This window comes from Neisseria subflava (assembly GCF_024205745.1).
GTDB lineage: Bacteria > Pseudomonadota > Gammaproteobacteria > Burkholderiales > Neisseriaceae > Neisseria > Neisseria flavescens_B.
On sequence record NZ_CP073117.1, the window covers coordinates 1,103,029 to 1,128,106 of the forward strand.

The 25,078-nt window shown below is 51.9% G+C and carries 23 protein-coding genes and 1 tRNA gene; 13 read left to right on the forward strand and 11 right to left on the reverse strand.

Annotated features, from left to right (window positions below):
* Positions 1-58: 58 nt before the first annotated feature.
* From KCG55_RS05415 to KCG55_RS05430, 4 genes are all read left to right on the forward strand, one after another.
* Positions 59-1,153: an FAD-dependent oxidoreductase gene (locus tag KCG55_RS05415; RefSeq protein WP_254323607.1), complete on the forward strand. Its 1,095-nt coding sequence runs from the start codon at positions 59-61 to the stop codon at positions 1,151-1,153.
* Between the two features lie 159 nt (positions 1,154-1,312).
* Entirely contained in the window at positions 1,313-3,376 is a 2,064-nt protein-coding gene (glyS, locus tag KCG55_RS05420; RefSeq protein WP_254323608.1) for a glycine--tRNA ligase subunit beta, read from the forward strand.
* Positions 3,377-3,538: 162 nt separating this feature from the next.
* Positions 3,539-4,618 carry an iron-sulfur cluster carrier protein ApbC gene (apbC, locus tag KCG55_RS05425; protein WP_070591815.1) on the forward strand — a complete coding sequence of 360 codons (1,080 nt, stop codon included), beginning with the start codon at positions 3,539-3,541 and terminating at the stop codon, positions 4,616-4,618.
* A gap of 59 nt (positions 4,619-4,677) precedes the next feature.
* Positions 4,678-4,753, forward strand: a tRNA-Lys gene (locus KCG55_RS05430).
* 193 nt (positions 4,754-4,946) lie between these two features.
* Here the strand turns inward: KCG55_RS05430 and KCG55_RS05435 are convergent.
* The 5 genes from KCG55_RS05435 to KCG55_RS05455 all read right to left on the reverse strand — a co-directional run bounded on the left by KCG55_RS05435 (position 4,947) and on the right by KCG55_RS05455 (position 9,882).
* Positions 4,947-6,200, reverse strand: coding sequence for an ABC transporter permease (locus KCG55_RS05435; RefSeq protein WP_254322249.1), 1,254 nt, complete (start codon positions 6,198-6,200; stop codon positions 4,947-4,949).
* Positions 6,197-7,111: an ABC transporter ATP-binding protein gene (locus KCG55_RS05440; RefSeq protein ID WP_254322250.1), complete on the reverse strand. Its 915-nt coding sequence runs from the start codon at positions 7,109-7,111 to the stop codon at positions 6,197-6,199. The genes KCG55_RS05435 and KCG55_RS05440 overlap by 4 nt, the downstream gene beginning before the upstream one ends.
* 28 nt (positions 7,112-7,139) lie before the next feature.
* Positions 7,140-7,883, reverse strand: a complete 744-nt coding sequence (locus KCG55_RS05445; RefSeq protein ID WP_254322251.1) for an SH3 domain-containing protein — start codon at positions 7,881-7,883, stop codon at positions 7,140-7,142.
* A gap of 80 nt (positions 7,884-7,963) precedes the next feature.
* A complete protein-coding gene (locus KCG55_RS05450) occupies positions 7,964-8,962 on the reverse strand; it encodes a BtrH N-terminal domain-containing protein (RefSeq protein WP_254322252.1) in 999 nt (332 codons plus the stop codon).
* 71 nt (positions 8,963-9,033) lie between these two features.
* On the reverse strand, positions 9,034-9,882 hold the full coding sequence (locus KCG55_RS05455; RefSeq protein WP_254323637.1) for an RnfABCDGE type electron transport complex subunit B: 849 nt from the start codon (positions 9,880-9,882) through the stop codon (positions 9,034-9,036).
* A 187-nt stretch (positions 9,883-10,069) separates the two neighbouring features.
* Between KCG55_RS05455 and KCG55_RS05460 the strand changes: the two genes are divergently transcribed.
* The gene (locus tag KCG55_RS05460; RefSeq protein ID WP_254322253.1) at positions 10,070-10,537 is read left to right on the forward strand and encodes a YchJ family protein; all 468 of its coding nucleotides are present in this window, start codon (positions 10,070-10,072) and stop codon (positions 10,535-10,537) included.
* Between the two features lie 264 nt (positions 10,538-10,801).
* Here KCG55_RS05460 and KCG55_RS05465 read toward each other — a convergent pair whose 3' ends face one another.
* Positions 10,802-11,590, reverse strand: a complete 789-nt coding sequence (locus KCG55_RS05465; RefSeq protein ID WP_003684681.1) for an inositol monophosphatase family protein — start codon at positions 11,588-11,590, stop codon at positions 10,802-10,804.
* 163 nt (positions 11,591-11,753) lie between these two features.
* Between KCG55_RS05465 and KCG55_RS05470 the strand changes: the two genes are divergently transcribed.
* The 4 genes from KCG55_RS05470 (at position 11,754) to KCG55_RS05485 (ending at position 14,579) form a co-directional block, all read left to right on the forward strand.
* A complete protein-coding gene (locus KCG55_RS05470) occupies positions 11,754-12,479 on the forward strand; it encodes a 16S rRNA (uracil(1498)-N(3))-methyltransferase (protein WP_254322254.1) in 726 nt (241 codons plus the stop codon).
* Between the two features lie 83 nt (positions 12,480-12,562).
* Positions 12,563-12,853 carry a phosphopantetheine-binding protein gene (locus tag KCG55_RS05475; RefSeq protein ID WP_070585227.1) on the forward strand — a complete coding sequence of 97 codons (291 nt, stop codon included), beginning with the start codon at positions 12,563-12,565 and terminating at the stop codon, positions 12,851-12,853.
* Positions 12,850-13,908: a beta-ketoacyl synthase N-terminal-like domain-containing protein gene (locus tag KCG55_RS05480; protein ID WP_254323638.1), complete on the forward strand. Its 1,059-nt coding sequence runs from the start codon at positions 12,850-12,852 to the stop codon at positions 13,906-13,908. The genes KCG55_RS05475 and KCG55_RS05480 overlap by 4 nt, the downstream gene beginning before the upstream one ends.
* Positions 13,890-14,579 (forward strand): hypothetical protein, encoded by a 690-nt coding sequence (locus KCG55_RS05485; protein ID WP_254322255.1) that lies wholly within the window; start codon positions 13,890-13,892, stop codon positions 14,577-14,579. The genes KCG55_RS05480 and KCG55_RS05485 overlap by 19 nt, the downstream gene beginning before the upstream one ends.
* Before the next feature lie 110 nt (positions 14,580-14,689).
* Here the strand turns inward: KCG55_RS05485 and KCG55_RS05490 are convergent, their stop codons facing one another.
* The 3 genes from KCG55_RS05490 to cyaY form a co-directional block, all read right to left on the reverse strand.
* Positions 14,690-16,099: a hypothetical protein gene (locus KCG55_RS05490; RefSeq protein ID WP_254322256.1), complete on the reverse strand. Its 1,410-nt coding sequence runs from the start codon at positions 16,097-16,099 to the stop codon at positions 14,690-14,692.
* A 186-nt stretch (positions 16,100-16,285) separates the two neighbouring features.
* Complete coding sequence (gene luxS, locus KCG55_RS05495; protein WP_254322257.1) at positions 16,286-16,792, reverse strand: S-ribosylhomocysteine lyase; 507 nt, start codon at positions 16,790-16,792, stop codon at positions 16,286-16,288.
* A 54-nt stretch (positions 16,793-16,846) separates the two neighbouring features.
* Positions 16,847-17,170 (reverse strand): iron donor protein CyaY, encoded by a 324-nt coding sequence (gene cyaY / locus KCG55_RS05500; protein WP_254322258.1) that lies wholly within the window; start codon positions 17,168-17,170, stop codon positions 16,847-16,849.
* A gap of 50 nt (positions 17,171-17,220) precedes the next feature.
* On the opposite strand from cyaY, the gene lptM reads away from it, so the two are divergent.
* Both lptM and lysA read left to right on the forward strand, forming a co-directional pair.
* Complete coding sequence (lptM, locus tag KCG55_RS05505; protein ID WP_432761056.1) at positions 17,221-17,412, forward strand: LPS translocon maturation chaperone LptM; 192 nt, start codon at positions 17,221-17,223, stop codon at positions 17,410-17,412.
* A 16-nt stretch (positions 17,413-17,428) separates the two neighbouring features.
* A complete protein-coding gene (gene lysA, locus KCG55_RS05510; RefSeq protein WP_254322259.1) occupies positions 17,429-18,649 on the forward strand; it encodes a diaminopimelate decarboxylase in 1,221 nt (406 codons plus the stop codon).
* 101 nt (positions 18,650-18,750) lie between these two features.
* Here the strand turns inward: lysA and KCG55_RS05515 are convergent, their stop codons facing one another.
* The gene (locus tag KCG55_RS05515; protein WP_070606123.1) at positions 18,751-18,978 is read right to left on the reverse strand and encodes a SlyX family protein; all 228 of its coding nucleotides are present in this window, start codon (positions 18,976-18,978) and stop codon (positions 18,751-18,753) included.
* A 1-nt stretch (position 18,979) separates the two neighbouring features.
* Positions 18,980-20,353: a Na+/H+ antiporter family protein gene (locus KCG55_RS05520; RefSeq protein WP_254322260.1), complete on the reverse strand. Its 1,374-nt coding sequence runs from the start codon at positions 20,351-20,353 to the stop codon at positions 18,980-18,982.
* Positions 20,354-20,716: 363 nt separating this feature from the next.
* Between KCG55_RS05520 and KCG55_RS05525 the strand changes: the two genes are divergently transcribed.
* Positions 20,717-22,036 (forward strand): MFS transporter, encoded by a 1,320-nt coding sequence (locus tag KCG55_RS05525; RefSeq protein WP_254322261.1) that lies wholly within the window; start codon positions 20,717-20,719, stop codon positions 22,034-22,036.
* A 316-nt stretch (positions 22,037-22,352) separates the two neighbouring features.
* Positions 22,353-24,968 carry a bifunctional acetaldehyde-CoA/alcohol dehydrogenase gene (gene adhE / locus KCG55_RS05530; RefSeq protein ID WP_254322262.1) on the forward strand — a complete coding sequence of 872 codons (2,616 nt, stop codon included), beginning with the start codon at positions 22,353-22,355 and terminating at the stop codon, positions 24,966-24,968.
* Positions 24,969-25,078: the final 110 nt, after the last annotated feature.

Sequence of the window (25,078 nt, forward strand, 5' to 3'; positions counted from 1 at the left end):
AGCAAAACAAGTTCTAAAATATGCAGTTCATTTTCATATTAAAAACAAGGAGAAACTGATGTCTAAGATTGCGGTACTCGGCGGCGGCCTTTCCGGTCGCCTTATTGCATTCCAATTGGCGGAGCAGGGCGTAGCGGTAGAGTTGTTTGAGAAAGGCGAACGTAACGGCGCACAAGCCGCAGCCTATGTTGCCGCCGCCATGCTGGCGCCTTCTTCCGAGGCGGTGGAGGCAACGCCTGAAGTCATCCGTTTGGGCAGGCAGAGTTTCGCGCTGTGGCGCGGTATTTTAGGCCGTCTGAATACGCCGGTGATGATGCAGGAAAAAGGCAGCCTGATTGTTTGGCATACGCAGGACAAGCCGCTTTCTGCCGAGTTCGCGCGGCATTTGAAGCGCGGCGGCGTGCCGGAACACGAAACCATCCGTTGGAACGCGGACGAAATCGCGGCCAATGAGCCGCAACTGGCAGGACGGTTTTCAGACGGCCTGTATCTGCCGGCGGAAGGGCAGTTGGACGGACGGCAGGTATTGAATGCGCTTGCCGATGCTTTGGAATCAATGAATGTGCCGTGTCATTGGTCGTGCGAACGTGAAGTTGAAGATTTGGCAGCGCAATACGATTGGGTCATCGACTGCCGCGGTTATGGTGCAAAGAGCGCGTGGAACAGGCCGTCTGAAAGCGTTTTACGCGGCATTCGCGGCGAAGTGGCACGCGTTTATGCACCCGAAATCGAGCTGTCCCGCCCCGTGCGCCTGCTGCATCCGCGCTACCCTTTATACATCGCGCCGAAGGAAAACCATATTTTTGTGATTGGTGCGACCCAAATTGAAAGCGAAAGCCAAGCACCGGCCAGCGTGCGTTCCGGTTTGGAACTTTTGTCCGCGCTGTATGCCGTGCATCCGGCATTTGGCGAGGCGAACCTCTTGGAACTGGCCACCGGCCTGCGCCCGACTTTAAACCACCACAACCCCGAAATCCGCTTCAACCGCGAACGCCGCCTGATTGAAGTCAACGGCCTGTTCCGCCACGGCTTTATGATTTCCCCGGCCGTGACTGGCGCGACCGTGCGTTTGGCCGGTGCGCTGTTTGCCGGAAGCGACATTCCCGAATACGACGAAACCAGCGGTTTGCCGTATATCCGCGCCGCAAATTGAAGCCGTTGCGGGCGAAGTGGCTTGAAAATCGGGCAAATTGTTTGTGAAAGACAGCCACAGGCCGTCTGAAAATGATAAAATCGCCGTCAATTCAATTAACCTTGCATCTGAAACCGCATCATGCCGTTTCAGATGCCAAACCTATTTAACGATAAGCACATGACAACCCAAACCCTTTTAATCGAACTTCTCACTGAAGAACTCCCGCCAAAAGCCCTCAATAATCTGGGCAACCATTTTGCCGCTTCTGTTGCCGAAGGCTTGGAAAAAGCGCAACTGATTGACGGTGCAGCCGAATACACTGCCTACGCTTCTCCGCGCCGTTTAGCCGTTCAAGTCAAAAACGTGAAAGCCGTTCAAGCTGATCAAAAAATCGTGAAAAAAGGCCCGGCCGTGGCGAATGCCATGAAAGACGGTGCGCCGACTAAGGCTTTAGAAGGTTTTGCGCGCGGTGCGGGTGCGAAAATCGAAGACCTGACCATCATCAACGACGGCAAGCAAGACGTGTACGCCTACGAATACGTCCAAACCGGCAAACCGCTGGGCGAGCTTTTGGAAGACATCATCAATGCCGCAGTGAAAAAACTGCCGATTCCTAAAGTCATGCGTTGGGGCAGCAGCACATTTACTTTCGTGCGCCCTGTACACAGCCTGATCGTGCTACACGGCGGTGACATCGTAAACGTCAGCGTTTTGGGCCTGAAAAGCGGCAACAAAACATTGGGTCACCGTTTCCTCTCCAGCGGCGAAATCACCATTGAAAACGCCGATAGCTACGCCGCACAAATGCGCGAGCAAGGCAAAGTTGTCGCTTCGTTTGCCGAACGCAAAGCCGCCATTCAGACGGCCTTGAACGAGCAGGCAGGCCGTCTGAACGCGACCGTTGCCGCCGATGAAGCATTGTTGGACGAAGTGACCGCATTGGTTGAATGGCCTGTGGTATTGGAAGCCGGTTTTGAAGAACACTTCCTCGCCGTGCCTCAAGAATGCCTGATTCTGACCATGCAGCAAAACCAAAAATACTTTCCGCTGCTTGACCAAAACGGCAAACTGATGAACCGCTTCCTGCTGGTGTCCAACCTGCAAACCGAAGACCCGTCACACATCATCCAAGGTAACGAACGCGTTTTGCGCGCGCGCCTGTCTGATGCCGAGTTCTTCTACAAACAAGACCAAAAAGCGACTTTGGAAAGCCGCCTGCCGAAATTGTCCAGCGTGGTTTACCACAACAAAATCGGTTCGCAAGCCGAGCGCATCGAGCGTCTGCAAAGCATTGCCGCCCATATCGCCAAAGCGTTGGGCGCGGATGCCGCCGCAGCCGAGCGCGCTGCACGTTTGGCCAAAGCCGACTTGGTGACCGAAATGGTCGGCGAGTTCCCAGAATTGCAAGGCACCATGGGCAAATACTATGCCCGCTTGGACGGCGAAACCGAAGAAATCGCCGAAGCCATCGAGCAACACTACCAACCGCGTTTTGCCGGCGACAACCTGCCGAACGGCAAAGTGGCAACCGCCGTTGCTTTGGCCGACAAACTGGAAACCTTGGTCGGCATTTGGGGCATCGGCCTGATTCCGACCGGCGACAAAGACCCATACGCCCTGCGCCGCTCCGCATTGGGTATTTTGCGGATGCTGATGCAGTACGGTTTGGACGTAAACGAACTGATTCAGACGACCTTCAACAGCTTCCCGCAAGGTTTGCTCAACGAGAAAACGCCGTCTGAAACCGCCGATTTCATGCAGGCGCGTTTGGCCGTGTTGCTGCAAAACGATTATCCGCAAGACATCGTTGCCGCCGTATTGGCGAAACAGCCGCGCCGTTTGGACGACGTATTGGCCAAACTGCAGGCCGTTGCTGCGTTCAAACAGCTGCCTGAAGCCGCCGCATTGGCCGCAGCCAACAAACGTGTGCAAAACCTGTTGAAAAAAGCCGATGCCGAGTTGGGCAAGGTTAACGAAAGCCTGCTGCAACAGGACGAAGAAAAAGCCCTGTACGCCGCCGCGCAAGGTTTGCAGCCGAAAATCTCCGCCGCCGTTGCCGAAGGCAATTTCCAAACTGCTTTGTCCGAGCTGGCTTCCGTCAAACCGCAAGTCGACGCATTCTTCGACGGCGTGATGGTGATGGCCGAAGATGCCGCCGTGAAACAAAACCGTTTGAACTTGCTGAACCGCTTGGCAGAACAAATGAACGCAGTTGCCGACATTGCGCTCTTGAGCGAGTAAGGCCGCGTTTCAGTTGACCCTTTTTTCAGGCTGCCCGATGTTTCAGGCAGCCTGAAGTTTTTCGGGCGTATCCCTTGCGTGGCGTTCAAGGGTATAATTCGGCAGATTTGTCGCACGACAAATCGCGCACATAAACAATTTCCCACATTCAAGAGGCAGATTATGAATATCCCAGCCATCCGAACCGCACTCGATGCCGTATTGATTCCCCATACAATGCGCACCTTAGGCAGCGAAAAAGCCGTTACACTCCTTGAAGAGCGTTCAGACGGCCTGCATATCGGCCTGAAATTCGCGTTCCCAGTTGCCCATATTGCCGCAGACATTGCCAACGCCCTCCAAGAAGCCGTCATGGCACATACCGGCGACACGCATATCCACTTAAGTATCGATACCGAAATCGGTACGCACAAAGTCCAACCCGGCGTGGCAACCATCAAAGGCGTGAAAAACATTATTGCCGTTGCATCGGGTAAAGGCGGTGTTGGCAAATCAACGACCACTGCCAACCTTGCCACCGCAATGGCCAGAATGGGCGCGCGCGTCGGCGTACTCGATGCCGACCTGTACGGCCCAAGCCAGCCCACCATGCTCGGCGTACAAGACCGCAAACCCGACCAACAAAACAAAAAACTGATTCCCGTTGAGGCCGAAAGCGGTATTCAAGTGATGTCCATCGGTTTCCTGGTCGATACCGACCAAGCCGTCGTTTGGCGCGGCCCGATGGTCAGCCAAGCCCTGCAACAACTGATGTTCCAAAGCGAATGGGACAATGTTGACTATCTCTTCATCGACCTGCCGCCCGGTACCGGCGATATCCAATTGACCCTGTCACAAAAAATCCCCGTGACCGGCTCCGTTGTCGTCACCACGCCGCAAGACATCGCCCTGATTGATGCACGCAAAGCCGTGGATATGTTCAACAAAGTCAATATCCCGATTTTGGGCGTTTTGGAAAACATGTCTGTCCATATCTGCTCCAACTGCGGCCATGCCGAAGCAATCTTTGGCGCAGAAGGCGGTAAAAACCTGGCAGAGCGTTTGAACGTACCGTTGCTCGGCCAGCTCCCGTTGAGCCTGCCTGTACGCGAAGCCATGGACAGCGGCACATCTTCGGCCTTGTTTGAAAACAACCAAACCATCGCCGACATCTACACCGAAGCCGCCTTCCAAATCGCGCTGGCCATTGCAGATAAAGGCAAAGACTTCAGCAGCCGCTTCCCGAAAATCGTTGTCGAATAAAAAAGTTTCAAAAAGGTGTTGACAGCTGTGTGCCCCATCTCTATAATGCACAGCTTATCGGGTCGTTAGCTCAGTCGGTAGAGCAGCGGACTTTTAATCCGTTGGTCGAGCGTTCGAATCGCTCACGACCCACCAAATATAAAAACCTGCTTTGAAAAAAGCAGGTTTTTTTACGTTTGGATTTTAGTATTTTGTTGAGTATATTTTGTTATTGAAACAATCCATAGCACATCAAGCATCAGGCCGTCTGAAAGATATTTTCAGACGGCCTGAAGTTTTATAGGAATGGTTTTGAGAAATAAGTTTTCTACTTAGAGCAGAGAAACGTTTAAAACCTTACCTGCGTCTGCAACTGCCTACGATAAACCAATACGGCAGCAGTCAGCGTGGTAAAAGAGAATGCAGACAATAAAAGCAGATAACGGCCGATTCCGTCCAGTCCGCTGCGGTTGAGCAGCAATTCTTGAAAAGCCTTCAAGCCCCAAGCCATCGGGGAAATCCAAGTGAGTTGCTGCATGGTTTCGGGCATGACGTGTGCGGGCACCATAATGCCGCCGATTGCCGCCATCAGGATAATGCCGCCGCCGCCGAGTACGACGGCGTGTTCGGTAGATTTGGCGCAGACGCTGATTAACAGCGCGTAACCGAGTGCGGCGGCGCTGACGGCGGCGGACAGCAGCGCGTAGGGAACAAGGCTGCCGTTGAGTATGAGGGCGGGCACGCCGATTTCGGGCAGCAGGTAGCGGCCGAGCAGCAACATTCCGACAAATTGGAGCTGGTTAATCAGGAAATAGGGGACGAGTTTGGCGGCAATCAGGCCGGACGCGGAGGCGCGGGCGAGACGCAGGCGGGTGATGGTGTTGGTCTGGCGTTCCAGCGCCATGACGTTCGACAGCGGTATCATGATGAAAAACATACCGAAAATCAGCCATGCGGGAACGCTGTGCTGTACGGCGTTGGGTTTTTCCACCGTGCCGCTGCCTGCGCTCAGATAGTGTTCTTCCAGCATTTTTTTATCTAAAAAGCTGCGCACGGCGGCGAATTGTTCGTCGTTTTTTTCATCCACTTTTTTCTGGATGTCTTTGCGGATGGCGCGGGGCAGTTTTTTATTGTCGATTTTGATGCCGTCGTTGTTGTCGAAATAAGCATCCAGCCGCGTTTCGGTGTAGTGCTGCTGCAAAACGCCTTTGACCGCCGCCAGCCATGAAGGCTCGGTATCGGGCGGTACATAGATTTGCAAGGCTTTGTTGTCGGCGATTTTGTCGGAAGCGGCGTTCGGGTTGTGCAGCACCAGTTGGAAACGCTTGTCGTGCAGACCGTTTTGTGCCTCGGTCAGTTTTTCAGACGACATCCGCGTGACATGAATCTGCTCTTTTTCCAACGCAGCGGCCAGCGCGGTATTGACGCTGTCGTTTGCCGCACCGACCAGCGCAATGCGGCTGTCGGTGTGCGGGTCTTGGTCGCGGCTCAGCGCCAACGACATAATCAGCATGAAGGCGATGGGCATCACAAACAACACGGCCAAACCGTGCAGGTCGCGGCAGAGCAGTTTGAGTTCTTTGAGGAGGGAGGAGGTCGTCATTGTGGATTTTGCTTATCTGTTGCTGGCTCGTCTTTGCGTAGGAAATCAAGGTAAAACGTTTCCAGCGAACCGTGTCCCTGCTGGAAGTAGCGGATTTTCGCGCCGCTTTGTTGCAGAGCGGCGTAAACGGCGGCGGCATCGTGTGTCGTTTCCATCATGCCGCGGCTGTCCACTTGCTTGGCACCCAAAGCGGCCAGCATTTGAGGCAGTAATGGTGGATCGACAGTAAAACGCACGACACCGGTTTGCGTGCTTAAAAGCTCGTCCAAACCGCCGTGGTACACCAGCTTACCGTGTTGCAGCAGCGCGATTTTGTCGCAAAGCTGCTCGATTTCCGACAGATAGTGCGAGGTGTACACCACCGTTACCCCTTGCCGTGTCAAATCCGCCACGCTGTCAAGGATAAAGCGGCGCGACTGCGGGTCGATGCCGACCGTGATTTCGTCGAGGAACACCAGTTGCGGCGTGTTAATCAAGCCGATGGCAAAATTCAGACGGCGTTTAAGCCCGCCCGAAAGATGCTTCGCCACTTTGTTTTTGTGGGCGGTCAGGTCGGTCTGTTCTAGAAGCGCATTCAGACGACCCTTGTCGCGCACTTTGTAAAGCGAGGCGAAAAATAGCAGGTTGTCCCACACAGAAAGCTGCGGATAAAACGCAAAATCCTGCGGCACCAAACCGATTTTCTGCCGTTCGCTGCGGCTCAACAGGCGCAACAGCTTGCCATCAAACAAAATTTCGCCCTGCCGCACTTCCTGCAAGCCGGCCAAAAGCGACATCAGCGTCGTTTTCCCCGCACCGTTGTGACCGAGCAGTCCCAAACATTCGCCGTCGGCAATATCGAACGACACATTGTCCAGCGCGGCAGTTTCGGCTTTGGGATAACGGTGGGAGAGGGATTGGATTTGAATCATGGTTTCAGACGACCTTTTCGAGCGATATTTAAATCGCAGCACCCCATAAATAACGGCGCTGGAATTTGCCGTCCTTAAATATAAAGCAGACGCCGAAGGGATCGCCGTCCGAACCTTGTCTACCGAACAGATAAAGCGTCTTATCGCTGTCGCGATAATAGGCTTCCCAGCCTTGATATACATTGCTGCCGCGTGCGGTGGAGGCAAAATCGGGCGAGAAGAGTCCTTGCAGTTCGGCAGCGGGAACCGCTTGACCGTTTAGCGTGATACGTTCAAGCGCGAACACGCTTTTGGGAATGTCATAGTCTGTACCATAGAAAGGTTTGCCTCGATAGAGCCGCGCGGTGTATTTGTCTTTGTTGATGCCCGAGAAGTCGCTGAGTTTTGGATGGATGCGGCGGGCAACGATGTGTACCTTTTGTCCGCTACCGGACAAAGTCAGCGTATCGTCATGACCGGATTGTTCGCGCAGTCGGGCGAAGCTTTTATCGGAGGCGGGAAATATCAGACGGCTGTAATGGATGAAACCGTAGTCTTCTGCGGCAGGTTGTTGCAGTTGGGCAGTACAGAAACTCAAACTGCCTTCGCCACCATCACCCAAACATTTCAACGGTGTGCCGTTGGGGATTTTTGCCAAGACTCTGGCATTCAAATCGGGGCTTTCGCGTAAGTTGGTATGTCCGTCGGCATCATGAACCAAGGCAAAGCCGTCCGGCGGCGCGGCATGGGTTAAGGCGGAACACAATAATAAGAGAGCAGTTAAGTAACGCATTTTTATCTTTTCTTTGAGTTTTCAGACGACCTAATTTCAAAACTGTACGCGGCGGTTTAAGTTAAGCCGCGTGATTCCCATTATTTCAACAATCCCCGCCACAAGGCTTCTTCATTGTCCGCAATCTTGCGCAAAAATGCGGCGATTTCGCGGCAGCCGTTTTCGGACGGCTTTTTGCACTGCTTCACGCACATCGCTGCAAACTGCCGCCACTGGTCGCCGATGGCGGTCATTTGTTCCGAGGCCGTCTGAAACGCGGGGTTGTCGCAGATACGGGCGGCCTGCTCGAGGAAATAGGCGTAGATATAGCGGAAACCTGCGCCGCCGGTGCCGATTTCTTCCTGCATCCGCACGAGATGGCCAAGGAACAGCTTTTGGTATTTTGCATTTCGTTTAGTGGGTAGGGCTTCGATGTTTTTTGCCAACGTGCGGATGCCTTTTACGCCGATGAAAAAGACCGGTGCGAGCATATGTTTGGCGTTTTTGCGTATGGCTTTGCGGATAATGGCGGGCAAGTCTGCCATGATTTTTTCAGACGGCCTGTTGTCTTCCAAGGTGTACATCATGCCTTTTGCCGCCAATACGCCTTTGGCAAAGCGCGCCCGTTGCAAATCTTCGGCGGCGCAGCGTTGTACGGTTTCAAATACGGGGTCGCTGATGAGGTAGTCGTTGCCGTCTTTGCCGTATACCAAAAGATTGTGTGCGTTGAAATGGAAGCGCATTTGCGGCGGGAAGTAGGGCAGCCAAAAGACGGAGGTTTGCAAACCGGCCAGTTTGCCTGAGGATAACGCGGCATCCAATGCGGCTTGTCCGCTTTGCGCGTCGGAAAATTTTCGGACGGATAATTTCAGCCCCAATGCTTTACAGGTGTTTTTGATGATGCTGCGCGGCGCGGTACGGTAGGAAACCAACGGCATGCCGTTTAATTTGATCAGCGGCATCCAGACAAATGTCAGCGCGTGGGCAATGCCGAAAATCATGGCTTCGTCTAAATTGTGGCCATGGTATTTGAGCAGGGTGGACATCACACCGCTTTCGCAATGGGCGGTATGCTGGTGTGGAAATTCTTGTGCGGTCATAAAGTTATTGGTTTTCGTGCAATGTTTTCAGACGGCATGAAGCGGTCGGAATGGGTTTGTTGTTTTGGAAATCAGCGCGCTTCTTTGGCCGCTTCCTGCTCGGCTTTGTGGCGGCGCAGAAATTCGATAGCGGCGGCTTTTTCGGCTTCGTTGCCGTATTTGGCATCACGTTGGGCGCGGCGCAGTTCGGCGCGTTCTTTGGCTTCTTCGATTTGGCGCGCTTTGAAGTCTTCGCGGTTATCGGAGGAGACGAGTTTGTCCTGCTGCGATTGCGCTTTGGCCATGGCTTTGGCAATCAAATCCATGGGGTTGAATGCGGCGCTTGGTGCGGCTATTTGGGTTTGTGCCTGTGCGGCCTGTTTGGCTTTGACGGCGGCTTCGCGTTGCGCCAGTAGGGCTTTGCGTTCGGCATCGTCGCGCTGTTTGCGCGCGGTATGGCGTTCAAAACGGCTTTGCGCGTGTTCGGCGGCGGCAAAACGCGGTTCGGCAGAGGTGCTGAAACGGCGTGCGGACGGCAGGAAGGGCTGCGATACGGGAACCATGTCGATGCAGTCGACGGGGCAGGGAGTAACGCACAAGCCGCAGCCGGTGCATTCGTCGCTGATGACGGTGTGCATCAGTTTGGATGCGCCCATAATGGCATCAACAGGGCAGGCGCGGATGCAGGCGGTACAGCCGATGCAGACGGCCTCGTCAATCAGGGCTATGGCTTTGATTTGTGTTTTTGCCGGCGCGAGGTAGGGTTTGCCCAACAGGTCGGCAATGTCTTTCATGACGGTTTCCCCACCCGGCGCGCACAGATTTATCGGCGCTTCTCCTGCCGACAGGGCGTGCGCATAGGGTAAGCAGCCTTCATAGCCGCACTCACGGCATTGGGTTTGCGGCAACAGGCGGCTGATGCTTTGGATGGGAATGTTCATCATGGATAGTCAGAATCGAAAAGGCGCATTATATCAGATTGTTGCGTTTATTTTGGCGAAACTCTCTACGCTTATTTTAGTGAAACTTGCTACGCTCGTTTTAGCCAAATTCGCTACGCTCGTTTTCAGACGGCCTGAGTCGGGTTTGCGTTATAATTTTGAAATGGATTTATTCGGGTAATTAGGAATGACGGCTACACTTTGCCCCTGCCAGTCGGGGCGCGGTTATACGGAATGTTGCGCACCGTTTCATGCGCGTGAGGCGGCGCCCTCGACGGCGGAAGAGTTGATGCGTTCGCGTTACAGCGCGTATGTTTTGCAGGAAATCGACTATATCGTGGACACGACTGTCCCTGTGCAGCAGAATTTGTTGGACAAGCAGGATTTGGCTGCATGGAGTAAGCAGACGCAGTGGTCGGGATTGAAGGTTATCCGTCATGTGCCGTTTGGCAAGCTGCATGCTTTGGTCGAGTTTGAAGCGTATTTTGAAGAGAACGGGCAAACCGAGTGCCATCATGAATTGTCGGCATTTGTGAAAATAGACGGGCGTTGGTACTTTATTGATCCGACCGTTGCTTTGCCGACGATGAAACAGCCTTGTTTGTGCGGTTCGGGCAAAAAGTTTAAGGCGTGTTGCGGACAGTTTTTCAAATAGTCATGTAAACAGGCCGTCTGAACGTTCAGACGGCCTGAGCTGTTTTTGCAGATAAAAAAAACCATTCATACTAAGGGAGAAGTATGAATGGCCAATACATTGCGGGAAAACGTCTTACTTGCTGCACCGCCCAAAAGGGATGAAAGAGCGGTGTTGTGTCAGCAATTAATATTCTACTATTTTTAGTATTAAATGCTGTTAAGAAGTGAAATAATTTCAATAAGTTGCAAGATAATCGTGATTTTTTGAAGATAAACGGTATTTTTACTGATTTTCTCGAATCCATTTCACCCATTGCTGAAACAGCTCGGGTTGCAATGCGGCGATGACGGAACGCTTGAATACATGTTCGCCGCTCCAAAAATCGTCGCCTTCCAAAGTGGTCAGGCAGCCGCCGGCTTCTTCAAAAATTAATGCGCCGGCGGCGTAGTCCCACAGCTTTTGTCCGCCGTGGATGTAAATATCGTAGCGGCCGCTGGCAAGGTAGCACCAATCGAGCGTGCTGCTGCCCATGCTGCGGATTGTGCCGAATGGGGCGAGGGTATTCATGCGGCTGGCGAGTTTGCCCGAACGCAGGTATTTGATTTCTACGCCGGCAATGGATTCGTTGAGTTTTTTGTTTTCGGAACGCAGCGGCAGCGGCGTGCCGTTGAGGAATGCGCCTTTGCCACGTTCTGCATAGAAACATTCGCCGCTGACCGGATTGTAAATTACGCCCAATTCGGCGTGGCCGTTTTTAACCAGTGCGACGGATACGGCAAAATGCGGCAAACCGTTGACGAAGTTGTTTGTGCCGTCGATAGGATCGACAATCCACAGACCGTCTGAATGTTCGTTCCACAAACGGGTTTGCTCCTGAACGCTCATCTCCTCGCCCAACATCGGACAATCCTCCAATAAGGGCAGGGCGGCGGCAAAAGCGGTTTGTGCGGCCAAATCTGCTTCACTCAAAACTGAGCCGTCTTCCTTGCGTCGTGACGGCGTGTTCAGAAAACGCGGCATGACTTCGGTTTGGGCGATGTGGCGGACGACTTTCTGTAAACGGTATAGCACGGCGTATCCTTGTTTTTTGCAGTTTTGCGTGACAGTGGATTAAAATTCGGGAAGTCTTAAATTATAGTGGATGAAATTGAAATCAGGCAGGCAAGTGTATGTCGCCGTGTTTCAACTTCGTTCACGAAAGTTCAAATTATATACATGAATAAAGCAGGAAACCATGCCCCGATTTTATGTTGATTTTGCCTTAAGCCCCGACAGCGTGGTCGAATTGACCGATGATGTGGTACGCCATCTGAATGTATTGCGCGTGAAAAACACGGAAGAAATCGTGTTGTTCAACGGCAATGGCAAGGCATATCCGGCTTTGCCCGAAGTTTTAGAAAAACGCCGCGCCAGCGTGCGGATTTTGCGTGAAGAGGCAACGGACAACGAATCGCCGCTGAACATTACGTTGGTACAGGCGGTATCCGCCGCCGAGCGCATGGATTTCACTTTGCAGAAAAGCGTAGAATTGGGCGTGGCAGAAATTCGTCCGGTCATCAGTGAACGCTGTGTCGTCCGCTTGAGTGGCGAACGCGCTGAAAAGCGGGTAGCGCGTTGGCAGGAAATCGTTGTTTCTGCGTGTGAGCAAAGCGGCCGCAATATTGTGCCGAAGGTTTTACCGCTGACGACTTATGCACAGGCATTGCAACAGTTGCCGCAGGAAACGACCAAACTGTTAATGAGCCTGAACCGCGCACAAAAACTGAGCGATGTTCAGCCGCAATCCGGTAAGGTCGTGTTTATGGTCGGCCCGGAAGGCGGCTGGACGGAGAAGGAAGAGCAGCAGGCATTTGATGCCGGTTTTCAATCCGTTACGCTTGGTAAACGGGTGTTGCGTACCGAAACCGCCTCACTTGCGGCTATTGCCGCCATGCAGACGCTTTGGGGCGATTTTGCATAAAGTTCAGGCCGTCTGAAAACGAGCGTAGCGAGTTTCGCTAAAACGAGCTGTTGCTTCATGAGATAAAAATGGGAGTTTAAAAAATGTCTTACACCTTTACACTGGCCGAGCACGAGCTGGAAGCAGAATTGAAAAAGTTAATCGTGCAAGAGGCCGATAAGGCCGACGATGTGGATATGGATGATTTCACCGACGATGCGCTTTTGTTTGGCGATGACAGTCCGGTCGGCTTGGATTCGCTTGATGCGCTGCAAATCAGCGTTGCCCTGCAACAGTATTTCCAAGTGCGCCTGCAGGGCGACCGGATGGTGCGCAAACATATGATGTGCGTACGCGATTTGGCGGCGTTTATTCGCACGGAGCATGGCGCGTGAGTTGGGTTTGTGGTACGGCGGCCACTTCTGCTTTGAATCCGCAAACGGATTTCAGACGGCCTAATGCGGTGTCTTATACGTTTTTAAACCAGCCGCAGCAGGCTGCTTATTTTCGTGCATTCGCCGGCGACAGTTTGGGGCGGAAGGAACTTGCGGATATTGCCGAACAACATTTGCGCCGAGCCGCCGAACATGCAGGCTGGCCGTCTGAAAGTTGGCATGATGCGCCGGTGTTTATCGGGTCTAGTTCCTATTCCATCTCCGAATATGAAAACCGCCATCTTGCAGGCAATAGGGCGGCAGAGGAACACAATCTGCTTTATCTTGCCGAAGATTTGCGCCGGCGCAGCGGCAATCGGCAGATTTTCAGTTTCGCTACTGCCTGCACTTCATCCGCCCATGCGCTGATTCAGGCAGATAATTGTTTACGCGGCGGGGCGGAGCATGCCTTTGTGCTTGGTATTGAAAATCTCAACCGGCTGACTTTGCTGCATTTTCACAGCTTGGGTTTGCTGACCGAACACTATCAGCCTTTTGGCGGAAACGGTTTGATTCTAGGCGAAGGTGTTGCCGCACTTGCCTTGTCTTCCGTCGCCCCCGAATCTTCTTCAGGCCGTCTGAAACTTATCGGACACGCCGCCAATACGGGTAATGACCTGATTCAAAGCGATGGACAAGCGCAGGAGCAAGTGATGCGACGCGCTTTGGATGTTGCAGGCATCGCTCCTGAAAGCATTGCAGCCGTTAAAACACACGGCATCGGCACGGCTGACAGCGATGCCGCCGAATTGGCCGCACTGGAAAATATATTCGGTACACTGCCGCCCTTGATGGCGTTCAAACCGCAAATCGGACACACGCTTGGCGCAACGGCAGCCCTTGAAACAGCCCTGCTTTTATCCGCTTTAAAACAAGGCGGAAGCAACGATTATCAGGGGCGGGAAATTTGTTTTTCCGAGTGCGCGGCTTCACAAAAAGGCGGCTTTTTCTGTTTGGCCAATCAGTTTGGTTTTGGCGGCAGCAACACATCTTTGGTATGGCAATGGCAACTGTAAATCCTAATATCCGCATTACCGCCGCTGTGCGTTTTGATACGGACGCCGACACCGGCGGCAAAATCCTCAAACAAACGTTAAAGCAGCAAAGCGATATAGATACCCGCCGTCTCAGCCGCTTGAGTTTGATTGCCGCGCTTGGCGCAGGGCAACTGAAGGAACAAAGCGAAATCCGCTCTGATTGCACCGTTTTTCTCGGTACGCCGTTTTCTTCGCCATCCGTGTTTGAAAAAATGGCGGATAATGTATTGAACCATCACGCCGCGATGCCGTTTGACTTCATTGCCAATCTGCACAATTCCCCCGTTTTTCATGCCGCGCAAGCGTTAGGCACGCATGGTGCAACTTTGGTTGTTGCTGCCGACAATAATATGGATACTTGCTTTCATCCATTATTACTGGCGATGCAGTCTTTGCAAAATGGCGGTCAAGCTGCGGTTGGCTGGGCATATGAGCATCAAGCAGCCCATACTGATACTCATGAGGGCAGTATTTGGATTCTGCTTGAAAACGGTGTAGAGCAGGGTGTTCCCGTTGTGTTGAATGATGAAGGGGTGCAGGCTGATAGGCCGTCTGAAAAGCCGCGATATTATTGGCAAGGTGTCGCCGATTGGATAGAAGCAGTAATGGAGCACGAGGGTAGGGATGTGAAGAAATGTACTTTGGTGTGATCGGCAAATGATTTTAGAGAAAGTATTTGTCTTTTGAATAAATAAGGTTTGCACCATTAAAAAGGCCGTCTGAAAATATTTTCAGACGGCCTTTGGGTATCAAAAAACAATCAACGAGACATCTCGCCTTGAATAGCGCGGATATTCGCTTGACGGGCATTGATGGTACGGGTCAGTTGTTGGATTTTAATCTGGTCGCCTTTTTGTTTGGCCGCATTCAGCTGGGTTTGAAGGCGGGTAATAGCAGCCTGTTCATTGCGCACTTCAGTCTGCAATATCTGTTTGCGGGTTTCTTTAGGGCTTGGTTTAGGAGCCGGCGTAACCACAGGTGCAGTACGGACAACAGGGGCTTTGTATTTGCTGTATGAAGAGGCGCGTGCTTTGCCTGGGCGGTTGCGCAGGATAATATTGAGGCGCGGATTGGCGGCTTCGGCTGTGTTGGTCACGCTGGTAATTGGAATATGGGGCAAAATTTTAATATCGTTGTAAACATTGCTTGGATCAAACGGAATATTAGCAGCAGGTGTATATGCCTTAGGGAAAGGTGTTTGCGCGGATGTTTTGCTTTGATCTACCGGGGAAACCGTTGTAGCAGGTTTATTTGGTACATTTGATTCTACTGTTGGCGCAACAACGGCTTTAATCGTTTGTTCGTTAGCCGTGTTTGCGACAATTGTTTTACCAGTATTGGTGTTTTTTGCATTATGTCGGGTTGAGGTTTTGGTATAGGCTTTACCTTTACGCTTGGTTTCAACGTTGATAGGTGTTTTGTCGATTGCTTCATCTGAGGCAATTACGGTTTGGTTATTTTGTTTGGCCGTAGTTCTATCAGGTGTTTTGGGTAAAACAACAGGATTCTGAATAATTGTTTGAGGGATTTGAATCGCAGATGTTGTTGGAAGGTTTTGCGTAATAGGGATGGTAATGGGGGCAGGAGTATTGTTTGGAGTTTGATCAGCCATAGTTTGAGGCTGTGTAGTAGCAGGCATGACGTTGAGAACGTCGGTAATGTCAATTTCAGACTTTATTGTAGGGGCAGTGTCTAAAACAGCTGTATCGCTGAGAATGGCAAGGCCGTCAGCAACGTTTTTATCAATTTGAGAAGTTAGACGTGCTTGTGCAATAGGAATGGAAATAGGTGCGGGAATACCATTTTCATTTCGAGCAACAACGACTGGGGTTTGTACCGCAGGCATTGCTTGAGAAGCATGAACGTAGTCAGCGGTAGATGCTTTAAATTCTGTTGTTTGTACCGTTTTCAAAGCGGACATATCGTTGAGAATAGCAGAACCATTTGTAACGGATTTATTAGTTGGTTCAGATTCAGTGAATACGTTAGGTTCTGCAACAATGCTGCTCTCCGTGGTGGTGTTTGTATCAACTATGCGGCAGGTATTATTGAGTGGGTATGAGGCATAAACAGTAATGCCTTCAACATTGCAGACATGCTCGGCAGCGTTGGCGGCGGCAGGGAGGGTCAGGCTGAGGGCAATGGCGGTTTTGCAGAAAAACGGTTTCATAAAGGCAATAGAATCAGGTTGTTTGTTTAAAGTGTAATTATACTATGTACACTGTCAGCAACCGCCAACTTATTTTTAGGCGGTGTAAAACTATGGCTGAAAGGTTGAAAATTGGAATAAAAGGTCTTAGACCGTCTGAAACTTGTCATAATAGAGTTTCAGACGGCCTTTGCTGTTATAGCGTATTTAAGCGTTCAACAGGCTTTCGTCCAATGTCAGCTCTTCGTTTTTATTGACGGCTACTTTGCGTGCCAAAACGTTTTGGGCGATTTCGTGCGCTTCGGCAAGCGAGTGCATCATATAGGTACCGCATTGGTATTCGTTCAGCTCGGGGATTTTGCTTTGGTCTTGAACGGTCAAAACATCCTGCATTGAAGCGAGCCATGCGTCGGCCACTTTTTGCTCGTCGGGCGTGCCGATGAGGCTCATGTAGAAACCGGTACGGCAGCCCATCGGGGAAATATCGATGATTTCAACGCCGTTGCCGTTTAAGTGGTCGCGCATAAAGCCTGCGAACAGGTGTTCCAGCGTGTGAATGCCTTTTTCAGGCAGGATTTCTTTGTTGGGAACGCAGAAACGCAGGTCAAACACGGTAATGGTGTCGCCTTTTGGCGTGGTCATGGTTTTTGCCACGCGTACGGCAGGGGCGTGCATACGGGTGTGATCGACTTTGAAACTGTCTAGTAGGGGCATTTGGGTGTCCTTTGAGGTAAATAGATTTTTAGCTAGGGATATTTGAAGACTGAATCACAATTCCGCAATCTCAACTGCTTCGCCCGAAGCCTCGCTCAGTGCTTCGTTTAAAACGTCGTAGAAATCGCGGCTGTCGCGTGTTGCCAGCCATTTGCCGTTTTGCTCGGCGAAATGGTAGCCGCCGCTTTTGGCGGCAATCCACAATTCTTGGTTGGGCGTGTGGCGGTTGACGATGATTTGCGTGCCGTCTTCGGCTTCGATGGTCAGTACGTTTCCGGCAAACTGGCAGTCGAAATCCCAGCCGTTTTCGTCGATTTGGTCTTCGATGTGTTCGAACAATTCTTCGCTCATGCGGATGAATTCGCTTTCGGTCATCATGGCTTTTTGTGTGGTTTTTGTTTAAGATACCGAATCTTGCCACATTCGTAATGATGAAGAAAGTTTTACTGATGAAATACGGCGTATTTTTTGCAGCGGCAACGGCTCTGCTGCTCTCTGCCTGCGGCTACAAAGGCAACCTCTACCTGCCCAAAGAAGGCGACAAGGCTCGCTTCGGCGTGATTCAAACCGGCTTGAAATTCGATACGGCCAAAGAACCGACCATTCAAACCAACGATTAAAAAAGACTTCACAAACATGACCTTATTCTGCGAACGACTTCCTTATACACACCTTGCCGAAGAGTTTGGTACGCCGCTTTATGTGTACAGCAAATCTGCGCTGACCGAGGCGTTTGAAAACTACCAAACCGCGTTTGCCGCTTTAAATCCGCTTGTCTGCTACGCAGTGAAAGCGAATGGCAACCTGAGCATTATCAAACATTTTGCTTCTTTGGGGAGCGGTTTTGACATTGTGTCCGGCGGCGAGTTGGCGCGTGTTTTGGCGGCAGGCGGCGATGCGGCGAAAACGATTTTTTCCGGTGTGGGTAAGAGTGAAGCAGAAATCGAGTTTGCACTGAATGCAGGCGTGAAATGCTTCAATATGGAGAGCATTCCCGAAATTGACCGCATTCAGAAAGTTGCCGCGCGTTTGGGTAAAGTCGCTCCGGTTTCCCTGCGCGTCAACCCCGATGTCGATGCTAAAACCCACCCTTATATCTCCACCGGCCTGAAAGCCAACAAGTTCGGTATTGCCTATGCCGATGCGCTTGAGGCCTATCGCCATGCTTCCCGACAAAGCCATTTGAAAATCGTCGGTATCGACTGCCATATCGGCTCGCAACTGACCGACCTCAGCCCGCTTGTCGAAGCCTGCGAACGTATCTTGGCCTTGGTTGACCAATTGGCAGATGAAGGCATTGTGTTGGAACACTTGGACTTGGGCGGCGGTGTCGGTATTGTTTACCAAGATGAAAATATGCCTAATTTGGGCGCGTATGCCAAAGAAGTCCAAAAACTGATGGGTACACGCCGTCTGAAACTGGTTCTTGAGCCAGGCCGCAGTTTGGTCGGCAATGCAGGCGCGTTGTTGACGCGCGTTGAATTCGTCAAACATGGCGAAGAGAAAAACTTTGTGATGGTCGATGCGGCGATGAACGATTTGATGCGTCCGGCACTTTATGATGCCTATCATCACATCGAAGCGGTCGAGACCAAAGACATTGAGCCTCTGACGGCCAATATCGTCGGCCCGATTTGCGAAACCGGCGACTTCCTCGGCAAAGACCGCACCATCGCCTGCGAAGAAGGGGATTTGCTGCTTATCCGCAGCGCCGGAGCGTATGGCTCAAGCATGGCAAGCAACTACAATACGCGCAACCGTGCGGCGGAAGTATTGGTTGACGGCAGCGAATGCAAACTTATCCGTCAACGTGAAACCGTCGAGCAGCAAATGGCCAACGAATTGGCTTGTTTGTAAGGTTTGATTGTTTAAAAGGCCGTCTGAAAGCTTGATAGACTTTCAGACGGCCTTTGTTATAAAAGAAAAGGGCATGTATCCAACAAGCCCTTTTGAGTTTATCAATAATGCGGCGGAATCTCATCGCGCAGGCTGTACGGTTCGCGTTCGCCATTTGCACCTTTGTCCTGCATCCGTTGATATAGAAGCCGCAACTGGCCTTGCTGCAAATCCAAAGCCTGCTGCATCTTGGCGATGGTGTTGTTCAGGCTGCCGATTAAATCTTCCTGCAAGGCCGTCTGAATTTCCAGCTCCGTGACGCGGTGTTCCAATTCCTGAATATCGCTCATATTACAGCACCATCGCGGCAATCCAGCCGGCAGCCATCAGCGGGATATTGTAGTGGATAAAAGTCGGGATAACCGAATCGCGGATGTGGTCGTGTTGACCGTCGGCGTTCAAACCCATGGTTGGGCCGAGTGTCGAGTCGGAAGCAGGGGAGCCTGCATCGCCCAGCGCACCGGCCGTGCCGACGATGGCGACGGTCGCCATAGGCGAGAAGCCCAAGTTAATGCACAAAGGCACATAAATCGCGGTAATAATCGGCAAAGTTGAGAAAGACGAACCGATGCCCATGGTCACCAGCAAGCCGACGCACAACATGGTCAATGCGGCCATGCCTTTATTGCCGCCGAACAAAGCCATGCTGTGTTCGACCAAAGGCTGAATCTCGCCGGTTGCGTTCATTACAGCGGCGAAACCTTGTGCCGCAATCATAATAAAGCCGACCATCGCCATCATTTTGATGCCTTCGCCGAACACATCGCTGGCGGCGGAGCGGTTCATCACGCCCAACATCATAAACACGGCAAAGCCCAACATGGCGCCCAATACCAGCGAACCATCATACAAAAGCTGAATGGCAAAACACACGGCAATCGCCACGGCTGCCACTAAGCTGCGATAGGTTGAAGGCTCTTGTTGTTGAACTGCCGCACGGTTGTCTTCCGTGTCAGTGGTATTGTTTTGATAAATACGCGGTTTGCGGTAGTGCCAAAAGGCCAGCAGCAAGCCGAATACCATGCCCAAAGCCGGAATTGCCATTGCATGCATCACATTGATGCCGCTGGTGTCCATGCCTGCCGAGCGGATATTGCCCAACATGATGTCGTTCAAGAAGATGGCGCCGAAACCGTAAGGCAGGAACATATAAGTCGTTACCAAGCCAAACGTAATTACACAAGCCACCAAGCGGCGGTCGAGCTTCAAACGGTTGAACACCAACAGCAGCGGCGGAATAATCATCGGGATAAACGCGATATGAATCGGCACAACGTTTTGGCTCATCACGCCCATGCACAAAATAATCGCCAGCAGCAGCCATTTGACCGCACCTTCGCCTTTCGCATTACCTTCGCCGCCGTTGAGCTTGCGGATAATCACGCCGGCGAGCTGTTGCGGCAGGCCGGAATGCGTGATGGCCATGGCAAACGCGCCGAGCATGGCATAAGACAGCGCGATTTGCGCCCCGCCTTTCAGGCCTTCGTTAAAAACAGGAATAATCCCTTGCTGCACCACATCTCCAGCTGCGTTGGTTACATTCTCCAAAGGCATACCGGCCACCAAGCCGCCGACAAACGCGCCGACAGCCAGGCTGAGCACCACATGCACGCGCGATAAAGACAGCACAAGCATGATGATGACCGCAATTACAACCGCATTCATATCGTTCTCCGTTGTTCAGACGGCCTGTTATGTAAAAACAGGCAATCATCTGTTTACATATTACAAATAAACATCATAACCCAAGCATGAAGCCTTTGCAAAAAACGGCAGGCCGTCTGAAAACCAAACCATCGACTTTCAGACGGCCTGAAGTGATTTCTTGTATAACGTTTCAAAATGGTATGCGGTTTATCACCGAGATTCAGATATTCAAAAATAGCCAAAAAACGCGCGCTTCCTATTCTTTGCATATTGTATAAATGTTAAAATCGACACAATGCTCTATTTTTAGGTTTGTAGCTGAAACTCAAGCAGTTATTTATAAAATCTAATTCGATAATACACAAATAAAGGAAAGAAGTTATGGATATTCTGACGCGGCTGCACAATCTGCCGCCCTCCCGCTTCCATTACAAACTTTTGGTGTTGGTAGGCATAGGCTGGCTGTTTGATGCCATGGATACAGGCTTGGTGTCGTTTGTATTGCCGGCTTTGGGCAAAGATTGGGCGCTGGCTCCGGCGCAGTTGGGTTGGATTGTCAGCATTGCCTTTGTCGGCATGGCCTTGGGCGCGGTATTAAGCGGCTGGCTGGCGGACAGGTTCGGACGGAAAACCATTTTTGCCGGCACGATGGTGGTGTACAGCATTGCCACAGGTTTGTGCGCGCTTGCGCCTGATTTGACGGTTTTGCTGGTGTGCCGTTTTTTTGTCGGCGTCGGTTTGGGCGGCCAATTGCCCGTCGCCGTGTCGCTGGTCAGCGAATATGCGCCGCCGAAAGTACGCGGCCGTTTTATTGTATTGCTGGAAAGCTTTTGGGGCTTGGGCTGGCTCTCGGCCGCGCTGGTGTCTTATTTCTTTATTCCGAAAACTGGCTGGCACAGCGCGTTTTTATTCGGCGCCTTGCCCCTGTTTTATGTGCCGTTGGTGTTGAAATTCGTTCCCGAATCCGTGCCTTACCTGCTTTCTCGCGGCAAAACCAACGAAGCGCACCGTTTGGTATCCGCACTGGAAATTCAATCGGGCATAACGCCGCCGACAGAAGCCGTTGCCGCCCCGGCCGCACCGCGCGAACGCATCCGCTTCGTCCAACTGTGGCAACATCCGTTTGCACGGCGTACGCTGATGCTGTGGCTGGTTTGGTTCGGCATCGTGTTTTCGTATTACGGCATTTTTACTTGGTTGCCCAAACTGCTGGTCGAGCAGGGCAATACCGTGGTCAAAACCTTTGAATATGTGCTGGTGATGATTGTGGCGCAACTGCCCGGCTATATTGCCGCCGCGGCTTTGGTGGAAAGAATCGGCCGCAAAGCAACGCTGGCAGGCTTTTTGGCCGCTTGCGCCGTGTGCGCATGGTTTTTCGGGCAGAGTGCAACTGCGGCCGAAGTCATGATCTGGGGCAGCCTGATGTCCTTCTTCAACTTGGGCGCATGGGGCGTTTTGTACACCTACACCCCAGAGCTCTACCCCTTGCGCTTCCGTGCCTTCGCATCCGGCTGGGCAGGCGCTATCGGCCGCGTCGGCGGCATACTCGCGCCCATGGTAGTGGCGGCGATGGTGGGCAACAGCGGCGGCTTCGGTAATATCTTTATGATGTTTGCGCTGGTTATGCTGCTGATTGTGGCGGTAATCTTGGTATTGGGTGAAGAAACCAAAGGCCGTACGCTGGAAGACATCAGCCAATAAAAGAAATACAAACAAAGGCCGTCTGAAAAATATTTTCAGACGGCCTTTGTATTTTGAGTATGTAATTTTGATACATTGATTTTCTGTTCTTATTTTAATATACGGGGAAAGCGAACAAGAATGCCCGTCTTCGGTTATGTAAGGATAAAATCATTATACTTCAATAAATTAAAATGAATAAATGATAAAGAGGCCGTCTGAAAAGTTCAATCATGGTTTGTGATGTAGGTCAAAGCAAAATGTAACTAAATTACCTATAGTTATCGTAGTGAAAATTTATTGACCTTATTGCCACCTTTTATTAAGGAGATACACCATGAACGCATCAGCCGACAACGTCGTCAGCCCAGCAGTAGCCGAGGTAAACAGCCTGGTTGAAAAGGGTTTACGGGCGTTGGATGAGTTTCTTAAGCTGGATCAGGAGCAGATTGATTTTATTGTGGCCAAAGCCTCTATCGCCGCGCTGGACAAACATGGTGTACTCGCCATGCACGCGGTGGAAGAAACGGGACGCGGTGTGTTTGAGGATAAGGCGACGAAAAACCTGTTTGCCTGCGAAAACGTCGTGCGTCGTCTGCGCGATTTGAAAACCGTGGGAGTTATCAGCGAAAACGATGTAACCGGTATTACTGAAATTGCCGATCCGGTCGGGGTCGTCTGCGGTATCGTACCGACAACCAATCCGACTTCCACCACCATTTTCAAATCCCTGATTGCGCTGAAAACCCGCAATCCGATTATTTTCTCATTCCACCCGTCCGCCCAGCAGTGTTCCGCCCATGCAGCGCGTATCGTGCGCGATGCGGCGATTGCGGCCGGTGCGCCGGAAAACTGTATCCAGTGGATTGAAAAGCCGTCTATGGAAGGCACTTCCGCGCTGATGAAGCATCCGGGCGTGGCAACGATTTTGGCGACCGGCGGCAATGCGATGGTGGAAGCCGCGTATTCTTGCGGCAAACCTGCGCTCGGTGTCGGGGCAGGCAACGTACCTGCTTATGTTGAAAAAACGGCGGACATCAAGCAGGTGGCACACGATATTGTGATGTCGAAATCTTTCGACAACGGCATGGTGTGCGCCAGCGAGCAAGCGGTGATTGCCGATAAAGAGATTTACAAAGAGTTGGCCGAAGAGTTCAAATCTTACGGCGTGTACTTTGCCAACAAAAAAGAAAAAGCCATGCTCGAAGAGTTTATCTTCGGTGTAACGGCGAATTGTGCCAGCTGTGGCGGCGCGAAACTTAATTCTGCGGTAGTGGGCAAACCGGCGGCATGGATTGCCGAGCAGGCCGGGTTTAAAGTGCCTGAAAAAACCAACATCATCATCGCCGAATGCCGCGAAGTCGGTCCGAACGAGCCGCTGACCCGCGAAAAACTTTCGCCTGTGTTGGCCATGATTAAGGCGGATTCGACCGAACAGGGTTTGCAGTTTGCCGAAGAAATGGTTGCCTTTGACGGCTTGGGACACTCCGCCGCCATCCATACCGCCGACGAAGAATTGGTCAAAACGTTCGGCTCCCGCGTCAAAGCGCTGCGCGTGATTTGGAATTCGCCTTCTACTTTTGGCGGCATCGGCGACGTGTACAACGCCTTTCTGCCTTCTCTGACCCTCGGTTGCGGCTCTTACGGTAAAAACGCCGTCGGCGGCAACGTCAGCGCAGTCAATCTGTTAAACATCAAAAAAGTAGGCCGTCGGAGAAACAACATGCAATGGTTCAAAGTGCCCGCCAAAATCTATTTTGAACGCGATTCCATCCAATATCTGCAAGACATGAAAGACTGCGAAAAAGTCATGATTGTGACCGACCGTTCGATGGTTGATCTGGGCTTTGTCGATAAAATCACCCACCAACTGCATCAACGCAAAAACAAAGTGACCATTCAGCTGTTTACCGATGTCGAAGCCGATCCGAGCGTCCAAACCGTCTATAAAGGCACGGATTTGATGCGTAGCTTCCAGCCGGACACCATTATCGCGCTGGGCGGCGGTTCGCCAATGGACGCGGCCAAAGCCATGTGGCTCTTCTACGAACAGCCGCAAGTCGATTTTGAAGACTTGGTGCAAAAATTCATGGACATCCGCAAACGCGCCTTCCGCTTCCCTGAGTTGGGCCGTAAAGCCAAATTTATCGGCATCCCCACTACATCGGGTACCGGCTCAGAAGTGACGCCGTTTACCGTCATCAGCGACGGCGACAAAAAATATCCGATTGCCGACTACTCGCTGACACCGACCATTTCGATTGTCGATCCTGCGTTTACCATGACCGTACCGGCAGGCGTAACCGCCGATACCGGTTTGGATGTACTGACCCACGCCGTAGAAGCATACGTTTCCGTACTGGCGAACGACTTTACAGACGGCCTCGCCCTGCAAGCCATCAAGCTCGTGTTCCAATACCTCGAACGCTCCTACAAACACGGTGCGGCCGATCCTGAAGCGCGCGAGCATATGCACAATGCCTCCACCATCGCAGGCATGGCGTTTGCCAATGCTTTCTTGGGCATCAACCACTCGATGGCACACAAAATCGGCGGCAAATACCACGTTCCGCACGGCCGCGCCAACGCCATCCTGCTGCCGCACGTCATCCGCTACAACGGCACGCGCCCGCAGAAAACCGCCACTTGGCCGAAGTACAACTACTACAAAGCCGACCTGAAATATCAGGAAATCGCCCGTACCTTAGGCCTGCCGTGCGCCACCCCTGCCGAAGGCGTAGAATCCTTCGCCCACGCCTGTCATGAACTGGCGGTCAACGTCGGCATCAAAATGTCGTTCAAAGAGCAGGGCATCGACGAAAAAACCTTCATCGACGGCCGCAAAGAACTGGCAATGCTGTCCTTCGAAGACCAATGCACCCCCGCCAACCCGCGCCTCGCCATGGTGGCCGATATGGAAGAAATCCTGACCAAAGCCTATTACGGCGAATAAAATCGGGTAGTAAAAAAGGCCGTCTGAAACCTGAATATAGGGTTTCAGACGGCCTTTCTTTATTCGGTTAAACCTTGTTTTTATCAAAGCTAAGGTTTTCATTTGAATAC

Coding starts and splice junctions, on each gene's coding strand:
- KCG55_RS05415 (WP_254323607.1), top strand. CDS start 59: ATGTCTAAGATTGCGGTACTCGGCGGCGGCCTTTCCGGTCGCCTTATT.
- glyS (WP_254323608.1), top strand. CDS start 1,313: ATGACAACCCAAACCCTTTTAATCGAACTTCTCACTGAAGAACTCCCG.
- apbC (WP_070591815.1), top strand. CDS start 3,539: ATGAATATCCCAGCCATCCGAACCGCACTCGATGCCGTATTGATTCCC.
- KCG55_RS05435 (WP_254322249.1), bottom strand. CDS start 6,200: ATGACGACCTCCTCCCTCCTCAAAGAACTCAAACTGCTCTGCCGCGAC.
- KCG55_RS05440 (WP_254322250.1), bottom strand. CDS start 7,111: ATGATTCAAATCCAATCCCTCTCCCACCGTTATCCCAAAGCCGAAACT.
- KCG55_RS05445 (WP_254322251.1), bottom strand. CDS start 7,883: ATGCGTTACTTAACTGCTCTCTTATTATTGTGTTCCGCCTTAACCCAT.
- KCG55_RS05450 (WP_254322252.1), bottom strand. CDS start 8,962: ATGACCGCACAAGAATTTCCACACCAGCATACCGCCCATTGCGAAAGC.
- KCG55_RS05455 (WP_254323637.1), bottom strand. CDS start 9,882: ATGAACATTCCCATCCAAAGCATCAGCCGCCTGTTGCCGCAAACCCAA.
- KCG55_RS05460 (WP_254322253.1), top strand. CDS start 10,070: ATGACGGCTACACTTTGCCCCTGCCAGTCGGGGCGCGGTTATACGGAA.
- KCG55_RS05470 (WP_254322254.1), top strand. CDS start 11,754: ATGCCCCGATTTTATGTTGATTTTGCCTTAAGCCCCGACAGCGTGGTC.
- KCG55_RS05475 (WP_070585227.1), top strand. CDS start 12,563: ATGTCTTACACCTTTACACTGGCCGAGCACGAGCTGGAAGCAGAATTG.
- KCG55_RS05485 (WP_254322255.1), top strand. CDS start 13,890: ATGGCAATGGCAACTGTAAATCCTAATATCCGCATTACCGCCGCTGTG.
- KCG55_RS05490 (WP_254322256.1), bottom strand. CDS start 16,099: ATGAAACCGTTTTTCTGCAAAACCGCCATTGCCCTCAGCCTGACCCTC.
- luxS (WP_254322257.1), bottom strand. CDS start 16,792: ATGCCCCTACTAGACAGTTTCAAAGTCGATCACACCCGTATGCACGCC.
- cyaY (WP_254322258.1), bottom strand. CDS start 17,170: ATGATGACCGAAAGCGAATTCATCCGCATGAGCGAAGAATTGTTCGAA.
- lptM (WP_432761056.1), top strand. CDS start 17,221: ATGATGAAGAAAGTTTTACTGATGAAATACGGCGTATTTTTTGCAGCG.
- lysA (WP_254322259.1), top strand. CDS start 17,429: ATGACCTTATTCTGCGAACGACTTCCTTATACACACCTTGCCGAAGAG.
- KCG55_RS05515 (WP_070606123.1), bottom strand. CDS start 18,978: ATGAGCGATATTCAGGAATTGGAACACCGCGTCACGGAGCTGGAAATT.
- KCG55_RS05520 (WP_254322260.1), bottom strand. CDS start 20,353: ATGAATGCGGTTGTAATTGCGGTCATCATCATGCTTGTGCTGTCTTTA.
- KCG55_RS05525 (WP_254322261.1), top strand. CDS start 20,717: ATGGATATTCTGACGCGGCTGCACAATCTGCCGCCCTCCCGCTTCCAT.
- adhE (WP_254322262.1), top strand. CDS start 22,353: ATGAACGCATCAGCCGACAACGTCGTCAGCCCAGCAGTAGCCGAGGTA.